The sequence below is a fragment of the Pedobacter psychrodurus genome, from assembly GCF_004331735.1.
Lineage (GTDB): Bacteria > Bacteroidota > Bacteroidia > Sphingobacteriales > Sphingobacteriaceae > Pedobacter > Pedobacter psychrodurus.
In genome coordinates, this window is record NZ_SJSO01000001.1 from 290,231 (window position 1) to 308,887 (window position 18,657).

The 18,657-nt window shown below is 38.2% G+C and carries 16 protein-coding genes; 12 read left to right on the forward strand and 4 right to left on the reverse strand.

The window, feature by feature from the left end; translation table 11 throughout:
* Positions 1-42: 42 nt before the first annotated feature.
* A complete protein-coding gene (locus EZ456_RS01210) occupies positions 43-2,466 on the reverse strand; it encodes a DUF5916 domain-containing protein (protein WP_131526576.1) in 2,424 nt (807 codons plus the stop codon).
* Positions 2,467-2,657: 191 nt separating this feature from the next.
* Here EZ456_RS01210 and ffh point away from each other — a divergent pair, with 191 nt between their 5' ends.
* From ffh to EZ456_RS01240, 6 genes are all read left to right on the forward strand, one after another.
* Positions 2,658-3,995 (forward strand): signal recognition particle protein, encoded by a 1,338-nt coding sequence (gene ffh, locus EZ456_RS01215; protein ID WP_131526578.1) that lies wholly within the window; start codon positions 2,658-2,660, stop codon positions 3,993-3,995.
* 369 nt (positions 3,996-4,364) lie between these two features.
* On the forward strand, positions 4,365-5,903 hold the full coding sequence (locus tag EZ456_RS01220; protein ID WP_131526580.1) for a YifB family Mg chelatase-like AAA ATPase: 1,539 nt from the start codon (positions 4,365-4,367) through the stop codon (positions 5,901-5,903).
* A gap of 94 nt (positions 5,904-5,997) precedes the next feature.
* On the forward strand, positions 5,998-6,654 hold the full coding sequence (locus EZ456_RS01225) for a SanA/YdcF family protein (RefSeq protein WP_131526582.1): 657 nt from the start codon (positions 5,998-6,000) through the stop codon (positions 6,652-6,654).
* 345 nt (positions 6,655-6,999) lie between these two features.
* A complete protein-coding gene (locus EZ456_RS01230) occupies positions 7,000-7,371 on the forward strand; it encodes a hypothetical protein (RefSeq protein WP_131526584.1) in 372 nt (123 codons plus the stop codon).
* 75 nt (positions 7,372-7,446) lie between these two features.
* Positions 7,447-8,016, forward strand: coding sequence for a Crp/Fnr family transcriptional regulator (locus EZ456_RS01235; RefSeq protein WP_131526586.1), 570 nt, complete (start codon positions 7,447-7,449; stop codon positions 8,014-8,016).
* Between the two features lie 85 nt (positions 8,017-8,101).
* Positions 8,102-8,779, forward strand: a complete 678-nt coding sequence (locus EZ456_RS01240) for a type 1 glutamine amidotransferase domain-containing protein (RefSeq protein WP_131526588.1) — start codon at positions 8,102-8,104, stop codon at positions 8,777-8,779.
* A 52-nt stretch (positions 8,780-8,831) separates the two neighbouring features.
* Here EZ456_RS01240 and EZ456_RS01245 read toward each other — a convergent pair whose 3' ends face one another.
* The gene (locus tag EZ456_RS01245) at positions 8,832-9,101 is read right to left on the reverse strand and encodes a hypothetical protein (protein WP_394343135.1); all 270 of its coding nucleotides are present in this window, start codon (positions 9,099-9,101) and stop codon (positions 8,832-8,834) included.
* A gap of 82 nt (positions 9,102-9,183) precedes the next feature.
* On the opposite strand from EZ456_RS01245, the gene EZ456_RS01250 reads away from it, so the two are divergent.
* Entirely contained in the window at positions 9,184-9,534 is a 351-nt protein-coding gene (locus EZ456_RS01250; RefSeq protein WP_131526590.1) for a hypothetical protein, read from the forward strand.
* Between the two features lie 193 nt (positions 9,535-9,727).
* Positions 9,728-11,110, forward strand: coding sequence for an MBL fold metallo-hydrolase RNA specificity domain-containing protein (locus tag EZ456_RS01255; RefSeq protein ID WP_131526592.1), 1,383 nt, complete (start codon positions 9,728-9,730; stop codon positions 11,108-11,110).
* A 148-nt stretch (positions 11,111-11,258) separates the two neighbouring features.
* Here the strand turns inward: EZ456_RS01255 and EZ456_RS01260 are convergent, their stop codons facing one another.
* Positions 11,259-12,506: a glutamate-5-semialdehyde dehydrogenase gene (locus EZ456_RS01260; RefSeq protein ID WP_131526598.1), complete on the reverse strand. Its 1,248-nt coding sequence runs from the start codon at positions 12,504-12,506 to the stop codon at positions 11,259-11,261.
* An 87-nt stretch (positions 12,507-12,593) separates the two neighbouring features.
* A complete protein-coding gene (proB, locus tag EZ456_RS01265) occupies positions 12,594-13,673 on the reverse strand; it encodes a glutamate 5-kinase (protein WP_131526600.1) in 1,080 nt (359 codons plus the stop codon).
* Between the two features lie 244 nt (positions 13,674-13,917).
* Between proB and EZ456_RS01270 the strand changes: the two genes are divergently transcribed.
* From EZ456_RS01270 to def, 4 genes are all read left to right on the forward strand, one after another.
* On the forward strand, positions 13,918-16,068 hold the full coding sequence (locus tag EZ456_RS01270) for a S9 family peptidase (protein WP_131526602.1): 2,151 nt from the start codon (positions 13,918-13,920) through the stop codon (positions 16,066-16,068).
* A 123-nt stretch (positions 16,069-16,191) separates the two neighbouring features.
* Positions 16,192-16,644, forward strand: coding sequence for a hypothetical protein (locus EZ456_RS01275; RefSeq protein ID WP_131526604.1), 453 nt, complete (start codon positions 16,192-16,194; stop codon positions 16,642-16,644).
* A 26-nt stretch (positions 16,645-16,670) separates the two neighbouring features.
* A complete protein-coding gene (locus EZ456_RS01280; RefSeq protein ID WP_131526606.1) occupies positions 16,671-17,903 on the forward strand; it encodes a M16 family metallopeptidase in 1,233 nt (410 codons plus the stop codon).
* Positions 17,904-18,049: 146 nt separating this feature from the next.
* A complete protein-coding gene (gene def, locus EZ456_RS01285; protein ID WP_131526608.1) occupies positions 18,050-18,610 on the forward strand; it encodes a peptide deformylase in 561 nt (186 codons plus the stop codon).
* Positions 18,611-18,657 lie beyond the last annotated feature (47 nt).

Genomic DNA, 18,657 nt, shown 5'->3' on the forward strand with positions numbered 1-18,657 from the left:
CTTTAGTCTTTAGTCTTAAAACGCTCCCAACAGCCTACGGTTTTAAGCTTTCTTCCTTTTCTTCTTTAAATCTAGATAATCAACATAGTACAATACCTTCACCGAAAGGCTGTTATTCTGCGGGGCATTTAAAATCCCGCTTAGATTTTTGTTGTAACGCTGTGTGTAAAAGGTATCATAAGTTTCGGCTGCATCCTTATACGAAACAGAAAGGGTACTACCCGGCGCAAATTGCCAGGTATAAATTAAGTCAATATTAAACACATTATAGTTCCTATCCATTCCGGTTAACGGCGCCCCTTGATATTCTGTTAAATGACCATCAGGTTTAAGCAGGTAAAATTCTTTATTTCTTCTATCACTCCAATAATGCCTCAATACCACTGTTAGGCCCATTAGGTTGGTAAAAGTATATTTAGCATCAAATGAGTTTTCTACCGTTCTGCGGTCGTATTTAGAGAAAATAGCTTGATCACCATGTGCGGTTACCCAGTTTACATAATTATAATTTGGGTTAAAATTCAAATCTAAACCAAATGCAATTTTATCATTTAACCTCAAGTTCTGGAAAAAGTAAAAGTTATACTGTTTGCCGCCGAAAAGTTGCTGTTCAAAATAGCGAACATTTCCACCAAAATTATAGGCTTTCGCGCGGTTGGGATTTATATACAGACTAATGCCGTAGTTTTCAGGTGCACGGTATAGCTGTCCGTTTCGTGCCTCATAAAAATCGTTACTTTTTCTATCCCAGCTTAAGTCTAATTCTGCCGACCATTGATTTTTAAATTGAACCCAATACCCTGCATTAGTACCGATTTTTTGATAAGCACTTGGTATCGCCCTGCGAGAATAGGTTATATTAAGCCAACTTTCAAATTGATTATACCATTTACTTGGCTTGTATACGTTGTAACCGATGCCTATCCGCTGATCTAAAAAGTTGTTATTGGTAAAGAAACCCATATCTGATGGATCAAATTTATCATCAGCGTATACCTGATTGTAACTCCATGTAAAATTGCCGCTCTGTTTTCCAAACCGCAGCGTATAACTATAACCCGTACTTGATTCTTCGCCCCGTAAATAGCTCATTTTGCCACCGCCATTTACGAAATATTTATTGCCTTTATTGTTTAAATTGAAAAGCAAGGCACTTACATTGGCATCGTAAGCTGAACCTTGCCTAAGCACGTTTGTGTTGATAAATGTAGCCGAACTGTTGTTTTTTAACGACTGATCGAAAACCAAAATATTATAATTGGTAAGTGGTTGCGTTTCTACCATACGAAGGTTACCTTGAGCATCTTCTACCTCGGTTTCCATGCTATTGGTAATGGCGTTAAAAATACCAATACCCAGGCCTTTGGCTGTTCGCCCAGAAATTTTTGTGGCATTTAATACCTTGGCCTCAGTTTGATCTTTTACAATTTTATCTCCACTGCTTACCTCACTGTAATTATAATAAGATGGTATAGAGCCGATCCGTTTGGAATAAAATATGTCGCCTTTGTTAAATAGTTCTGTTCCTTCTGTAAAAAACTGCCGGTTTTCATTAAACTTCACTTCAAAAGGAGTGAGGTTTAATATCCGGTTATCAGATTGTACCTGCCCAAAATCGGGCACTAAGGTCATATCGAGCGTAAAACTGTTATTGATTCCATATTTAACATCCATCCCTCCGTTAAACCGCGAGCTTGTATTTTTTACCCCGGGCAAATTAACCGGATATTGATTTACATAGGCCGAAATATATGGTGAAAAGGATAGTCTTAACGGAGGTTTAACATCTTTTATTCCCATCCACAATCCTTCCTGATTGATAAAGCCGTTTACTTTAGGATCTACAAAATTCCAAAAGGTCTGTGTGTTGCTCCGCTGTATCCTGCGGCTAAAGTTTAAACCCCAGTTCTGAACATCCTTACCAGAGAAACGCAGGGCCGAATAAGGGATTTTCATTTCGCAGGTCCAGCCTTTATCATCAATTTTAACAGCACTTTCCCACACCGCGTTCCAGTTTGCATCTTCGTCACCCACCTGCGAGTATTTGGCATCAAACTGAACACCGGCAGCAGTAACGAAAAAGCCGTTTCCGTTCATCTTATCATAAAAGGGATCGACAATAATTGAAATGAAATCGGCGTTGCCAATATTATCCCTCGAAACCAACTCGTGTGAAACACTGTCAGGGTGATCGTACATCCGGGCATAAACATAAATCGCAACATCATTGTAAAGCACCTTCATTTCTGTGCGCCGATTTTGAGTTTCTATCTTTCCCGGATTTGGCCTGATCTGAATAAAATCAGTAGCAATTGGAACATTATTCCAACACTCATCATCTAAAACACCATCTATTTTAGGGCTTAACAACGTTCTTTTTGCTTCCAGTTGCCGCTGTTTCGAAATATCCTGAGCTTGAGAAAAAGCACAAATAAATATAAAAAAAAGGAGGATGCAGCGTTTCATTCGTTTAGGTTAGTTAGGTATAAGACCATGCCTAAAACAAAATGTTGCACCAAAAGAAAATTTAATACTCATCTTCCTAAAGTTTTGACTTTGAGTTGCAAAGATTTACAAGCAAAATTTGATACATTTGCCTTTTATTAAAAACAAGTAGCTTTTTGCCCTTCGGCATGAAGCCTTTAGCTTAAAAAAAGATGTTTGATAATTTACAGGACAAGCTAGACAGAGCATTTAAAGTATTAAAAGGACAAGGCAGCATTACGGAAATTAACGTGGCAGAAACCATGAAAGAGATCCGTAAAGCATTATTAGATGCCGATGTTAACTATAAAACAGCAAAAGCATTTACCGATGATGTGAGGCAAAAAGCTTTGGGGCAAAACGTGCTTACCGCCGTTTCTCCAGGTCAATTGCTTACCAAAATAATGAACGATGAACTTGCGGCCTTAATGGGTGGCGAAGTTACAGAGTTAGATACTAAAACAAACCCTACCATTATTTTAATTGCAGGCTTAAACGGTGCGGGTAAAACTACTTTCGCAGGTAAACTGGCTTTACATTTAAAAAGCAAGGGTAAAAAACCTTTATTGGTTGCCGGCGATATGTACCGCCCGGCGGCTGTAGATCAATTGGAGGTTTTAGGAACCTCGGTTGGTGTTTCAGTGTATGCTAACCGTGCATCAAACGATCCTGTTGGCATTGCTTTGGAAGGTATTGAACACGGTAAACAAAATGGAAATAACGTAATCATTATCGATACCGCTGGTCGTTTAGCGATCGACGAATCTTTAATGAACGAAATATCGGAAGTTAAGGCTAAAACTCAACCCCACGAGATTTTATTCGTTGTAGATTCGATGACTGGTCAGGATGCAGTAAATACAGCCAAAATATTTAACGACAGGTTGGATTTTACAGGCGTTGTTTTAACCAAATTAGATGGCGATACCCGTGGTGGTGCGGCTCTTTCCATTAAATCGGTAGTAAACAAGCCAATTAAATTTATCGGTACCGGCGAGAAAATGGAAGCACTTGATGTTTTCTATCCAGACCGTATGGCATCGCGTATTTTGGGTATGGGTGATGTGGTTTCGCTTGTTGAACGTGCACAAATGCAGTTCGACGAGAAAGAGGCAGCAGAACTTCAGAAAAAAATCCGCAAGAATAAATTCGATTTCAACGATTTCTACAACCAGATTCAGCAGATCAAGAAAATGGGTAACATGAAAGATCTGATGGGCATGATACCAGGTGTGGGTAAAATGATGAAGAATGTAGATATCCAGGACGATGCTTTCAAATCAATCGAAGCAATTATCAATTCGATGACCCCATTTGAGAAAGAAAACCCAGATAGCATCCAACAAAGCCGCCGTTTACGTATTGCAAAAGGTTCGGGCAGTAAAGTAGAAGAAGTAACCAAGCTGATTAAACAGTTTGAAGATATGCGCAAAATGATGAAGCAGTTTTCGAACCCGGCAGCCGCAGCAGCAATGATGAAAGGTATGCCTAAAATGCCATTTGGCAGATAGTAGAAAGGTTTAGGGCGTAAGGTCTTATTTCCTTGTGAAAATATAAATCCCGATCGCAACCTACAGCGTCATGCTGAACTTGTTTCAGCATCTTTTAAGAGAATACAAATCCCGATCAGCAATGGTCGGGATTTTTGTTTTATATAGGTTTTGGAAATGAGTATCGGTGTCCTATAGGGGAGTGCAGTCCTGCTTTCCCTGCTGCCGATAGAAGGAATCGGCATTCGTACAATCAGGTTTATTAACAGTGGTTGGTGAATCTAACTCGCTAATAGATACTAAAACTTGATCTTTATTTAAACAATCTGTATATTAGAATCAATATTCATCCCGAATATTTTACATCCCAATTTATTTTAATTAAAATTAATGCTTGTAAAAACATACGGGAGTGCTGTTTATGGAGTAAATGCACTAACCATAACAATCGAAGTGAATATTAGCGCGGGTACCAAATACTATATGGTAGGCCTGCCCGATAATGCTGTAAAAGAAAGTTTGCAAAGGGTGGCTAGTGCCATTAACGTTTCAGGTTTTCGCATGCCCAAGCAGAAAATCGTAGTCAATTTAGCCCCTGCAGATATCAAAAAAGAAGGCTCATCTTACGATCTACCTATTGCAATTGGCATTTTAGCTGCATCAGGGCAAATTCCTGCCGACGAATTGGAAGATTATTTCATCATGGGCGAACTTTCTTTAGATGGAAGTATACAGCCGATAAAAGGAGCTTTACCAATTGCGATACAGGCACAACAGGAAAGTTTTAAAGGATTTATTTTACCCAAGCAAAACGTTCGCGAAGCAGCCATTGTAAACGATTTAGTTGCCTATGGTGTAGAAAACCTTGCTCAGGTAATTGCTTTCTTTAATAAGAGTGAAACGCTGGAACAGGTTAAAATAAACACCAAAGAAGAATTTTTAAAAAACATCAATAATTACGAACACGATTTTGCCGATGTTAAAGGCCAAGAAAATATTAAAAGAGCATTGGAAATTGCTGCCGCAGGTGGTCACAATGTTATTTTAATCGGTCCGCCAGGGGCAGGCAAAACCATGCTAGCCAAGCGCCTGCCAACCATTTTACCGCCCTTAAATTTATACGAAGCTTTAGAAACCACAAAAATCCATTCTGTTGCTGGAAAACTCTCTGCAGCCGATGCTTTAATGACGATCCGTCCTTATCGCTCCCCACATCATACCATTAGCGATGTTGCATTAGTGGGCGGGGGAATGAATCCCCAGCCTGGAGAAATATCGCTGGCCCATAATGGGGTACTTTTTTTAGATGAACTACCTGAGTTTAAGCGCACTGTTTTAGAGGTAATGCGCCAACCTTTAGAAGATCGTAAAGTGGCCATTGCAAGAGCAAGGTTTTCGGTAGAATATCCTGCAAGCTTTATGTTGGTGGCCTCGATGAATCCCTGCCCATGTGGTTTTTATAACCACCCGGAGAAAGATTGTGTTTGCGCTCCTGGAGTGGTGCAGAAATACCTAAGTAAAATATCTGGACCGCTGTTAGATCGGATTGATCTCCATGTAGAAGTAACCCCGGTTAATTTTACAGAATTAGCCTCCACAGCAGAAACAGAAAGGAGCAATCTCATTAGGGAACGCGTAATTAAAGCCCGGGAAATTCAGGATAAACGTTTTGCTGATAAAGAAGAATTGCATTGCAACGCCCAAATGAGTCCGAAAATGGTGCGTAAAGTATGCCAGGTTAGTGAGGCAGGGACCATCCTCCTCAAAACAGCTATGGAAAAGTTAGGATTATCTGCCCGTGCTTATGATAGGATTTTAAAGGTGGCCCGAACCATTGCCGATTTAGCCGGAAGTGAAAATGTAGAGCTCGAGCATTTAGCAGAATCGATTAATTATAGGAGTTTGGATAGAGATGGCTGGGCAGGGTAAAACGATTTGCAGAAAATCAATTTTTAAATACATGTAATAATCCGTTTTGCCTTTAACTATCTTTAAGAGATAAATAATTACTACCGTTTAATCCATGAAGACTAAAAAAATCATAAAATTGTTAATTTATGCCTCCTTATTGGGCATCATTGTAGTATTGGGCATAAATTTATTGGTAAAATCTCAAACTGATCCGGTAATTTTTTCAAAAGAAAAAGACACACCAGGAACTAAAGTGGCCATTATTTTCGGAGCAGGCATTAACAATAATAAACCTAGCAAATACTTAAAAGATAGGCTCGATGCTGGTATCGAACTTTATAAAAACAATAAAATTGATAAAATTTTGCTGTCAGGAGATAACGGTAGTGATGCACACGATGAATTAACTGTAATGAAACTTTATTGTTATGAACATGGTGTTGATACCAATAAGATCTATCTTGATTATGCTGGCTTTGATAGCTACTCTACCTTGTATAGATCTAAATATATCTTTAAAGTTGATACCGCCATTCTGGTTTCACAAAAATATCATTTAAACCGGTGTATCAATATCGGGAATAAATTGGGCGTTAAATCATACGGCTTTGCTGCCGATCAAGGAACGTATCAGGGTTACAAATATGCTTCTTTTAGAGAATATTTTGCAGTTGTAAAATCCACAATTGATATTTTAATTGGTAGAAAACCACACTTTTTAGGAAAAACAGTAAACATTAACGGCCCTTCAAATTATACCAAAGAATAACGTGAAATATATCGCTTTTTGATTACTTTGAGTGGTAAAAAATTTCTTTTTTCTTCAAATATCGGTCTATATCAATTTCAATAAACTCTCAAGTTCTTCTAAACTGAACAGTTTTATTTGTTTTTGAGCGCTAGCAGCTGTAAAAAATCTGTATGGGCAGAAGGAGTGAAAAAAACGACCAACCACATCCATAAAACCCTATTAAACAGTATTTTAAACGCACATTCTTTTGCTGTTTTTATTTTGTTATCTCCCCATTTTTTAGGTATCAAGGATTCGTTTGGCATAGTCATTGTCATAGCCATGTTACATTTATTACCTATTTAAAATAAAAAAGTGAAAGAGATGAAAAAGACAATTCAAATTTTCAGCATGCTTTTAATAGCATTAACCGTAATGGTATCATGTAAAAAAGATACCGATCCTGCCGATCGGGATTTCTTTGTTGGTACTTATTCTGGAACCATTACTTATAACGATGGCTCAAAAGACATTAGCGATGATGATGGCAAGGTAAGGGTAGTTAAAACCGGCGATACCTATAACTTTATTTTTGGCACCGGTATCCCTGATATTACAGGCGTAAAATTCCAGGGTTCGGGTGATACTTACACAAGTATTGGCGACGGATTAACTGGTATAAGCGTTAACGCAAGTACATTAAAAATCTTGGTAACTAATTCTAAAGGTACCTGGACAGCAAATTGTACCCGATAATTCTTAATAAAAATAAAAGCGCCAATTGGCGCTTTTATTTTATACCTAATAATTCAGATTAGCTAAATTTATAGCATGAGTTTTGAATTAAAAGCACACCTCGAAGAAATCATCCCGCTTACCGATCAAGAATTTGAACCTATAATTGCCCATTTCAGGCTTAAAAAGCTCAAAAAACACCAATATTTGATCCAGGAAAATGAACCTGTAAAAAATATCTATTTCGTAATTAAAGGGCTTTTAAAAGCCACTTTCACCGATGCCAACGGCAAGGAATACATTATACAGTTTGCCATGGAAAACTGGTGGATCTCTGATTTCAGGGCTTTTTACAGCAATGTAAACTCAATTACTAACATCAGCTGTTTAGAAGATGTAGAATTATTGGCCATTACCAAAGAGAACTTAGACAAAGTATGCGCTGAACACCATAAAATGGAGCATTTTTTCAGAGTGAAAAATAGTTTTGGTTATATAGCCTTACAACAACGGATTTTATCCCTGCTTAGCACAAGTCCTAGAGAACGCTTTGAGCAATTATCGCAACAATATCCACAACTTACACAAAGGGTTTCTAAAACTATTATTGCAGCATACTTAGGCATTTCAAGGGAAACGTTAAGCAGGCTTACCGCAAAAGTGTGATTTAGCGCACACCAAATATGTGACTCTAATCCTTTGTCATTGAAAAATAGCACCATAATTTTGTTTTATAAATACATAAAAAGATATGAACAAGAAAGTTTTATTCGTGCTTACAAGCCACGACGAATTGGGAAATACAGGTTTAAAAACAGGTTTTTGGTCAGAAGAGCTAGCTGCTCCCTATTATGCCTTAAGCGATAAGGGCATAGAAATTACATTGGCATCGTCAAAAGGTGGTCAACCACCCATTGACCCTAAAAGCGAAGATCCCATATTTCAAACCGATACCACGCGGAGAATGGATAAGGATGCTGTTCTATTGGATAAATTAAAAAACACCATTAAATTGGAAGATGTAAAAATGAGTGATTACGATGCGGTTTTTTATCCTGGTGGCCATGGACCACTTTGGGATTTAGCAGAAAGCACAACCTCACAACAACTCATAACCGAATTTTATACCGCCAATAAGCCAGTTGCTTTCGTTTGTCATGCGCCAGGGGTGCTTAAAGATGTAAAAGTGAATGGCGAATACCTGGTGAAAGACAAAAATGTAACCGGATTTACCAATACTGAAGAAGAGGCCGTACAATTAACAAAAGTAGTGCCTTTCCTTGTTGAGGATATGTTGGTAAAAAACGGCGGGCATTACAGCAAAATCGCTGATTGGAATCCTTATGCTGTGGTTGACGGCTTATTGATAACCGGACAAAATCCGGCCTCATCGGAAAAAGTAGCCGAAGAGTTGCTGAAACTGATTTAATTATTTTTTATACAGGTTGAGAATATCAACCTGTATAAATATTGCAGGAAAGCTATAATTCTTCTTCCTCATCATCCTCTTCAGGAACATATTTTTCAATGGCCTGTCCAATTGCATTCACTTCCTCGTCTTCTTCAAAAATCGGAAGTTCAGTTTTATAATCCATTTTTAACCAGATAGATGAGGTGTCTTTCTGAATTTGGATATATTCTCTTCCATCTTTAAAAATAGTATAAGAATCATTTCCTTCAGGGAAAACTGAATAATTAATTGGTCCGATTTCAATGTCGAAAGGTTCTTGCATGGCTAATATTTCTTGCAAAGATAAAAAATCTTTTTGTTGAGCTTAAGTCGGGCTGAATATATAAGACATTCTTATCTTTAATTATAATTTTAACATGAACATGAGTTTTTCTAAAGCAGACAATAAAGTTGCCAGAAAGTTATTCGAGGTAGCTTTACAACGGGAACTAAAAAAAGAAATGGAGGTATTCTCCGAAATTTTAAACCAATGGAAAAAACAACAGCCTGAAGATAATAGAGATGATTATTATAAAATTTTTACCGCTGTAACGGATTTCGACAAACACATCGCCAGAAGATATGACGGGCTTAGGAATTCATGGTTTTTAGATACTGTAATTGCTATGCTTGTAGATAAAATCATTACAACAGCTGATTTAGAAGATTTTTCGGAAGAGGCAAAAAGTGAAATATCGAGGGGACTCAAATTTAGGGAAGAAAATGAACTATAAATAAGCCCAAATTCAGGAGAGATGAGTTCTGAATTTACATGATAAAAGAATTGCCATTAATTCTGTGTTGCTCTGTGAGCTTTCTAGGTGAACGCTGTGGTTAAACAATAATTAAAAAATTACGCTTGATTGTTTAAAAATCCCTTCAATTATATTACTTTACGGCTAAAGAACTTACGCGATAGATAAGAAGATGAAGTTAACGTTTTGGGGCGCAGCACAACAGGTAACAGGGAGTATGCACCTGCTAGAAGTTGGACATTATAAAATACTGATAGATTGTGGATTAGATTATGAGAAGGAAACCTACCAGGAAGAAAACCAGCAATTCCCTTTCGATCCGGCAAGCATAAACCTGGTTATTTTAACTCACGCCCATATTGATCACTCTGGTAATTTACCTACACTGGTTCGATTGGGTTTTGATGGCCAAGTACTCTGTACACCACCAACAGCCGACCTTACATCGATACTATTATTCGATTCTGTAGAACTTTTTTTAAGAAAAGCTAGCCGGAAACCTCGCACCAAACGCGGTAACTTTAGCGGTCCAAAACCTTTGTACCTGCACAAACATGTGATGGATACGATCGATCGTTTTGTAACCATTGCCTTTAACAAACCTTTTAAGATTAATGGCGATATCAGCCTAAGCTTTGTACCCGTGGGTCATTTACTTGGCGCCGCCGCAGCTATTTTAACCATAAACGATAATGGTATAGAGAAGAAAATTGCTTTTACAGGCGATATCGGCAGAGAGAACTACCCCGTTTTGGTTAATCCTGATCCGTTGCCAGAGGTTGACTACCTGGTAAGCGAAGCAACTTATGGCGGCAGAATGCACACCAAAAATCAGACCTTAGAGGAAAGATTAGTTCAGGAAATTACCGAAGCCTGTATTAAAAGTCCGGGTCGATTGATTATTCCAGCGTTTAGTATTGGCCGCACACAATCGTTGGTATTTGCCTTAAACCAGATTTTCACCAAAAAACTGTTGCCACCCATTCAGATTTTTGTAGATAGCCCTATGGCCATCCAAGCTACCGAGGTTTACCGCAAACACCATAACCTGGTTAATCAGGAAGCGAAAGATTTTTACCAAACCATGGGCGATGAATTTGAATTTGAGCATCTGGCTTACGTTCAAACCATGAAAGAAAGTAAAGATGTTTCTAATTATTTCGATCCTTGTATTATCATTTCATCTGCTGGAATGCTAGAAGGAGGGCGGATTCAAGATCATTTATACTACAATATTCAGAATTATTACTGTACCATTCTTTTTATCGGTTACTGTGCAAAAGGAACACTCGGCTATAAATTGTTAAGCGGCGCACCAATTGTGCGGATTAAGGACCGCGAAATGATGGTTTACGCAACAATACACCAAACCGACCTGCTCAGTGGTCACGGCGATCATAATGACTTGATAAAAACAATTAAACAAACCGGTCAACCCAAAAAAGTTTTCTTGGTGCATGGTGAAGATAAAAGTCTGCAAAGTCTTTCTTTAGCTTTACAAGAAGATGGTTTTAATGTTGCCGTACCTGACAGGGGAGAGGTGTTTGAGTTATAGTTCAATTGTTCATTAGTGATGATGATTTTTCTTGACAGTCTATGGTCTTTTGGCTCGTAGTTGATGGCCATTGCGGCTAATAAACCATGATCTATTAACATCAACCAAAAAGAGATTCTTCATTGCATTCAGAATGACAATAAATCTATCAGCCCCTCACTTGCCCATCACCTCTAACCACCCACTTATAACTGGTTAACTCTTCCAAGCCCATTGGTCCGCGGGCATGAAGTTTTTGTGTGCTGATACCAATTTCGGCACCCAGACCAAACTGTGCACCATCAGTAAATCCGGTAGAAGCATTGGCATAAACCGCAGCGGCATCTACTTCATTTAAAAATTGGGCAATATTAGTAGCATCTTCAGAAATAATGGCTTCGCTATGTTTAGAACTGTAATCGGCAATGTGGTTCAATGCTTCAGCTAAATCAGCTACTACTTTAACGGCTAATTTTAACGATAAAAACTCCGTTCCAAAATGCTCCGGTGCAGCTTGGTTTAAAAGTTGGGCTGGGTAAAAAGCCTTTAATACTTCATAACTCTTTTCATCAGCATATAACTCAACATTTCCTTCTGCCAAAGGAGATAGAAGCGCTGGAAGATCGCTAAGCCTTTTTTGATTAACCAATACACAATCCAGAGAATTACAAACGCTCACTCTCCTGGTTTTGGCGTTAAAAATAATCGCTTTTCCTTTCTCTAAATCTCCAGATTCATCAAAATAAGTGTGTACAATTCCGGCACCCGTTTCAATAACCGGGATTTTACTGTTTTCGCGTACGTAATTAATTAAGGATTGACTTCCCCTCGGGATCAGCACATCAACAAAACCTCTTGCATTTAATAAAGCTTCGGTTGCGGCTCTTTCTGCCGGCAATAGCGTTAAAACATCACGGTTGATTTTATAGGTATCTAGTACAGCATGAATTACTTTGGCGATAGCCAAATTTGAAAACTCAGCATCACTGCCTCCTTTGAGCACAGCAACGTTTCCAGTTTTAAAACAAAGTGAGAATACATCGGCAGTAACATTTGGCCGGGCTTCATAAATTACGCCAACCACACCTAATGGCACACTAACCTTTTGGATATGTAGCTGGTTATCCATTATTCTATCAGAAAGGATTTTACCCAACGGGATGTTTAAGCCTGCAACATTTTTAAGATCATTTGCAATATCGGCAATACGTGCTGCGCTTAATTTTAACCTGTCGTATTTAGGATCTTCGATGGGCATTTTTGCTAAATCTTTTACATTTTCAGCAAGAATTAATTCAGTATCGGCTACTAACGCAGCAGACAGATCTGTTAAAACGGCATCTGTTGTTTCCTTACTTAAGCTAATCATGGTACGACTAGCCTGCCTGGCTTTTTCGAAGTATTGTTTGTAATCCATTTTTTTATTAAGATCCGTCATGCTGAATTCATTTCAGCATCTATTAATTAAGATCCTGAAACGAGTTCAAGATGACGAATGATTCTACTAAATAGCCGAGTAAAAATAATCGTAATGCACCAGTGCTTTTTGTTTCTTTTGTCCGACTCTTTCCCTCGCTTTGTCTGATCCGTATTCAGCGATTCCAAGGCCAATTAGGTTATTTTTTTCGTCTACAATTTTAATAATGTCGCCTTTTAAAAAGTCTGTTTGGATTTCGATTATCCCAACTGGCAACAAACTGGTTGCCTTGCCAGAGGTTAATACCGTTTTTGCACCATCATTCAACTTTACAATGCCTGTTGCAGCGGTTTCAGAATGGGCAATCCATTTTTTCTTGCCCGATTTGCTTTTTTCGGGCACAAAGCGCGTATGTACCAGTTCTTTGTTTAACAAAGAAGTAAGCACATTATCTTGGGTTCCGTTGGCAATATGGACCGTTATCCCCAATTTAGCAACTTTTTGCGCCATAGTCGATTTGGTAATCATTCCGCCTCGGCCAAATTGCGATTTACCAGTTTGGATAAAGGACGCCAGGTTAGCAACCGAACCATTAATTTCTTCAATAACAGCCGATCCTTCCATTTTTGGATCACCATTATAAATGCCATTTACATTCGATAGGATAATCAAGGCATCAGCATTTAACATCGAAGCAATTAAGCCCGCCAGCTCGTCGTTATCAGTAAACATCAGTTCAGTAACCGAAACCACATCATTTTCATTTACGACAGGGATTACCTCGTTTTGAAGCAGAATCTGCAGGCAGTTTTTCATGTTTAAATAATGTGCTCGATCGCGGAAATCTTCTTTCGTAACCAAAACCTGTGCACACTGAATTTCATGTGCCGCAAAGAAATTAGCATAAGTATTAATCAACTTTACCTGACCAATGGCTGCTAATAGTTGTCTTGTGGTTACGGCATCTTGTTTTTCAGAAACCTTGATCAAACTTCTGCCTGATGCTACCGCACCGGAAGAAACCAAAATAACCTCAATGCCCTGCTTTTTAATGTCGGCCAGTTGATTTACAAGGTGTTTAATCCTAGCTTCATCAGGCAAACCATTCGCTTGTGTAATTACATTCGAACCAACTTTAACAACTATTTTTTTGTACTCTAATTTCATTATTATTTTCAAGCAATTTGATGTGGCAATTTACCATCAATTTTTCTAATTCAGATGATTATCTATAGGCATAATGGATTTTTGTTAAAATGGTAATTAGTTTGGGGTTGGGAGTTTGGAGCTTTGAGTCGATTAACCGATTTAAACAGCTTATACAATTAGCCATCTCGCCACTAATGAACCAATGACCATTGAACTAATAAACTATTTATTTAAATTGCATTCAACCTAAATTCAAACCGCTATGAAACGTATCTTACCCAGCCTAATCATACTGAGTGCAATTATGGCTTGCAATAACCCTCAAAAGAAAGAAATGAAAGCGATTAAGTGGCCAGATGCCAAAGCTCCTGTAGCAGAAATTATTCCGCACCAACGAATTATACATGGCGATACCGTGGTAGATAACTATTATTGGATGATCGATTATTTTAAAAAAGGCCCTGATAGCACAAAAGTTGTGGATTATCTAAAAGCCGAAAATACTTACCTGAATACGATGATGAAAAGTACAGATCAATTTCAGGCTGATCTGTTTAAAGAAATGAAAGCTAGGATTAAAGAAAAAGACGAGTCTGTTCCTGTTTTCAAAAATGGTTATTTCTATTATACCAGAACCGAAGATGGGCAACAATATTTTAAGTACTGCCGTAAAAAAGGGAGCTTATCAGCCACCGAGGAAATACTCTTAGACGTAGATAAGCTGGCAAAAGGCCATGCCTATTATAGTGCAACCGGATTTAGTGTTAGTCCCGACAATAAACTTTTGGCCTTTGGTGTAGATCAGGTTTCACGCCGTCAATACACCATCAATGTTAAAAATTTAGAAACCGGTGAAATCCTAAAGGATGCCATTACCAATACTGAAGGCGGGGTAGCATGGGCGAATGATAATAAAACACTTTTTTATACCTCAAAAAATCCGGTTACGCTGTTAAGCGAAAAAATTAAAAAACATACCCTTGGTACCGATGCTAAAACAGATGCGGTAGTTTATGATGAAAAAGACAACAGCAACTATATCGGTGTGATGAAATCGAAGAATGGCCGTTTTATTTTCATTGCGTCGCAGGGAACACTAACTACTGAATATAGAATGATTGATGCCGACCATCCAGAGGCAGCCTTTAAAGTATTTTCGCCCCGCTCAAAAGATGTTTTATATGATATTTTAACTGTTGATGATAAGTTTTACATCATAACCAACTGGAACGCTAAAAATTTTCGTTTAATGGAGTGCCCTCTGGATAAAACGGAAAAAGAAAACTGGAAAGAGGTTATTCCTAACCGAAAAGATGTTTTACTCGAATATGGTGAAGAATTTAAAGATCACCTGGTATTATCAGAACGTAAAAATGGCTTGACCGAGCTGCACGTACTGAAGAAGGATGGTAGAGATTATTACATCAAGTTTGATGAACCTGTTTACGCTGCTGGTGTAGGTGCAAACCCTGAGTACAACAGTAAAACACTACGTTACTCCTATACTTCTTTAACTACGCCAAATTCTGTTTACGATTATGACCTGGAGAAGAAGGATAAAAAACTAATGAAACAGCAGGAAGTTGTTGGTGGCTACAATCCTAAAGATTATGCAACAGAGCGTGTTTTCGCTACAGCAAAAGATGGCACAAAAATACCGATTGCACTCGTTTACAAAAAAGGCTTCGAAAAAAATGGGAATGCCCCTTTACTGCTCTATGCGTATGGATCTTATGGATCGAGTACAGATGCAAATTTCTCTTCGCCTAGATTAAGCTTGTTAAACCGTGGCTTTGTTTTCGCCATCGCCAATATCCGTGGCGGACAGGAAATGGGCCGACAATGGTATGAAGATGGAAAGCTGATGAAAAAGAAAAATACTTTTACCGATTTTATTTCTGCAGGAGAGTATCTTGTTGACCATAAATATACTTCAAAAGGCCATTTGTATGCACATGGAGGTAGCGCAGGCGGTTTATTGATGGGCGCTGTGGCCAACATAGCCCCCGATTTATGGAATGGTATTATTGCTGATGTTCCTTTTGTAGATGTAATTAATACCATGCTGGATGAAAGCATTCCACTAACCACCAATGAATTTGATGAATGGGGCAATCCAAAACAAAAAGCAGCTTACGATTATATGAAAAGCTATTCTCCCTATGAAAATGTAGAGAAAAAAGCTTACCCAAATATGTTAGTCACTACAGGCTTACACGATAGCCAGGTACAGTATTTCGAACCTGCCAAATGGGTAGCCAAATTAAGGGCTACAAAAACCGATAAAAATGTGTTACTACTTAAAACCAACATGGAATTTGGTCATGGTGGCGCATCTGGCCGTTTCGATTATTTAAAAGATGTTTCGTTACGCTGGGCATTTTTATTCTCATTGGAGGGAATAACGAAATAATCTTTTACTCGGTTCGTCATTCCCAACTTGACTGGGAATCTTAATGCAACCAGCTTTAAGATTCCCGCCTGCGCGGGAATGACGACCATGCTTTTTAAAATTTAAATCAAGCTAAAATCCACAATGAACACCAAACTAAAAACACTTCAAATTATCCATCTTGCTTTATGCACTGGCGTTTTCCTATTTGCCCTGGTAACCATATTTCTTAACCGCGAAATCATGTTTTTTGATGCAAACCCTAAAACCACTTCGCCTTTTAATCCAATATTTCCGATTATGGGATTAATCACGATCTCGGCCAGTATCTTTTTTTACAGAAACTTAATCGCAAAAATTGATAAAGCTGCGTCTGCTGATATAAAAATCAATATGTACCAAAGTGCATTTATCATTAGTTCGGCTTTGCTGGAAGGAGGCGCACTTTTCAATATTGTTGGTTTTTTTATGACACATAATTCATTCTTTTTAATATTTGGTGCCGCTAATTTTATTTTTTTGATACTCAAGAGGCCAACTAAAGATAAATTGATTTCCGCTTTACAATTGCAATACCCAGATACCGAGTCTTTGTAAGCAATTAGCCTTATCTTTGCCCCTCAATGGAATACAATGTTCACACTTTGCCAAACGGCATACGCTTATTGCATGTGCCCTCGGCCTCTGCCATCTCTCACGCTTGCATCATCGTCAACACAGGATCGCGCGATGAGCCTGAAAACAAAGCGGGTTTAGCACACTTTATTGAGCATTTGATTTTTAAGCGTACCGAAAAACGGAGCACCAACCAGATTTTAAATCGTTTGGAAAGTGTTGGGGCAGATTTAAATGCCTATACTACAAAAGAATATACCTGCGTGCACGCTTCTTTTTTAAATCCATATTTAGATAGAACCTTAGATCTTTTCAACGATATCCTGTTCCACTCTACTTTCCCCGAAGAGGAAATGGATAAAGAAAAAAGTGTAATTCTGGATGAGATTTCTTCTTACCTCGATCAACCAGAAGAGGCCATTAATGATGATTTTGAGGATATGCTTTTCGCCGGGCATGCATTAGGCAACAATATTTTGGGCACGACCGAATCCGTGCAGCATTTTACCCGCGAGGATGTAATCAATTTCAGAAAGGCCAATTACCGCACCAATGAAATTGTAGTTGCCGTTTTAGGGAATTATACTTTAAACAGCGTTGTAAATAAAGGAAGCAAACATTTTGCAGATGTAGCAGAGAATAACCCACACAAAGAAAGGGTTAAACCAGGTATGCTTCCACAAAGCAATACAACTATTTACAAACCAATTATGCAGGCACACTGTATTTTGGGTACACAGGCCTATTCTACACATCAATCGCAAAAAGTAGCTTTAATGCTGCTAAACAATTACTTTGGCGGTAATGGAATGAGCTCCGTGTTAAATCTGCAAATCAGAGAGAAATATGGAATTGCTTATACTATCGAATCCAATTTTTCTCCATTAAGCGATACTGGGATTTTTTCCATTTACTTCGGAACTGATAAAGAAAAACAGACCAAAGCACTCTCCTTAATCTTTAAGGAGATCAAAAAGTTAAGAGAGCATCCTTTAAATGAGCTACAGCTACAAAAAGCCAAAAACAAATTTATCGGACAGATTGCTTTGGGAGAAGAAAACAGGATTGGTTTAATCATTTCAATGGCCAAAAGCCTGATTGACCATAACAAAATCGATTCTTTGGAAACTATTTTTGAGAAAATAAATGCGGTTACCACGAAGCAAATGGCAGATGTTACTAACGAGATTTTAGATATTGAGCAACTGAATATCTTTACCTTCTGCCCAATAGAGGAATAATTCTTATTTTTGCAAGTCAATATGTTTCGCTTTGTCATCCTGAGCCTGTTGAAGGGCGTAACTATAGGTCTTCGACAGGCTTCAGGATGACAGCGTTTTGCAATGATTAACAAGCTCAGATTTAGGTCTGAAAAAAATATAAAACAATGAAATTACCAATAGTAGCTTACGGCGATCCTGTTTTAAAAAAGATAGGAACCGATATCGATAAAGATTATCCAGAATTAAAACAATTAATCAGCGACATGTTCGACACCATGTATTATGCAAATGGTGTGGGCTTAGCTGCTCCTCAAATCGGCTTGCCGATCCGTTTATTTATTGTAGATACCGGCGAAGATGACGATGGCAAACCAGGTTATAAAAAAGTATTTATCAATGCAGAAATTTTGGAAGAGACAGGAGAGGCCTGGAGTTTTAATGAAGGCTGCTTAAGTATTCCTGATATCCGTGAAAACATTATGCGCAAACCGAACATTAAAATTACTTATTTCGATGAAAATTGGGTAGAACATACAGATGATGTAGACGGAATGCCTGCACGTGTAATTCAACATGAATACGATCATATCGAAGGAAAACTATTTACCGATAAAGTAAGTGTTCTCCGCAAAACAATGCTCAAAAGCAAACTGGATGCGATTTCGAAAGGAAATATCACAACAGATTACAAAATGAAGTTTCCGAATAAGAGCAAAAAAAGATAAAGTTTTAATGTAAGATGTTAAAGGGAAAATGGAAACGTTTTCCCTTT

Bases quoted from the DNA above. Each gene is read 5' to 3' on its own strand.
- EZ456_RS01210 (WP_131526576.1), bottom strand. From the start codon at position 2,466: ATGAAACGCTGCATCCTCCTTTTTTTTATATTTATTTGTGCTTTTTCT.
- ffh (WP_131526578.1), top strand. From the start codon at position 2,658: ATGTTTGATAATTTACAGGACAAGCTAGACAGAGCATTTAAAGTATTA.
- EZ456_RS01220 (WP_131526580.1), top strand. From the start codon at position 4,365: ATGCTTGTAAAAACATACGGGAGTGCTGTTTATGGAGTAAATGCACTA.
- EZ456_RS01225 (WP_131526582.1), top strand. From the start codon at position 5,998: ATGAAGACTAAAAAAATCATAAAATTGTTAATTTATGCCTCCTTATTG.
- EZ456_RS01230 (WP_131526584.1), top strand. From the start codon at position 7,000: ATGAAAAAGACAATTCAAATTTTCAGCATGCTTTTAATAGCATTAACC.
- EZ456_RS01235 (WP_131526586.1), top strand. From the start codon at position 7,447: ATGAGTTTTGAATTAAAAGCACACCTCGAAGAAATCATCCCGCTTACC.
- EZ456_RS01240 (WP_131526588.1), top strand. From the start codon at position 8,102: ATGAACAAGAAAGTTTTATTCGTGCTTACAAGCCACGACGAATTGGGA.
- EZ456_RS01250 (WP_131526590.1), top strand. From the start codon at position 9,184: ATGAGTTTTTCTAAAGCAGACAATAAAGTTGCCAGAAAGTTATTCGAG.
- EZ456_RS01255 (WP_131526592.1), top strand. From the start codon at position 9,728: ATGAAGTTAACGTTTTGGGGCGCAGCACAACAGGTAACAGGGAGTATG.
- EZ456_RS01260 (WP_131526598.1), bottom strand. From the start codon at position 12,506: ATGGATTACAAACAATACTTCGAAAAAGCCAGGCAGGCTAGTCGTACC.
- proB (WP_131526600.1), bottom strand. From the start codon at position 13,673: ATGAAATTAGAGTACAAAAAAATAGTTGTTAAAGTTGGTTCGAATGTA.
- EZ456_RS01270 (WP_131526602.1), top strand. From the start codon at position 13,918: ATGAAACGTATCTTACCCAGCCTAATCATACTGAGTGCAATTATGGCT.
- EZ456_RS01275 (WP_131526604.1), top strand. From the start codon at position 16,192: ATGAACACCAAACTAAAAACACTTCAAATTATCCATCTTGCTTTATGC.
- EZ456_RS01280 (WP_131526606.1), top strand. From the start codon at position 16,671: ATGGAATACAATGTTCACACTTTGCCAAACGGCATACGCTTATTGCAT.
- def (WP_131526608.1), top strand. From the start codon at position 18,050: ATGAAATTACCAATAGTAGCTTACGGCGATCCTGTTTTAAAAAAGATA.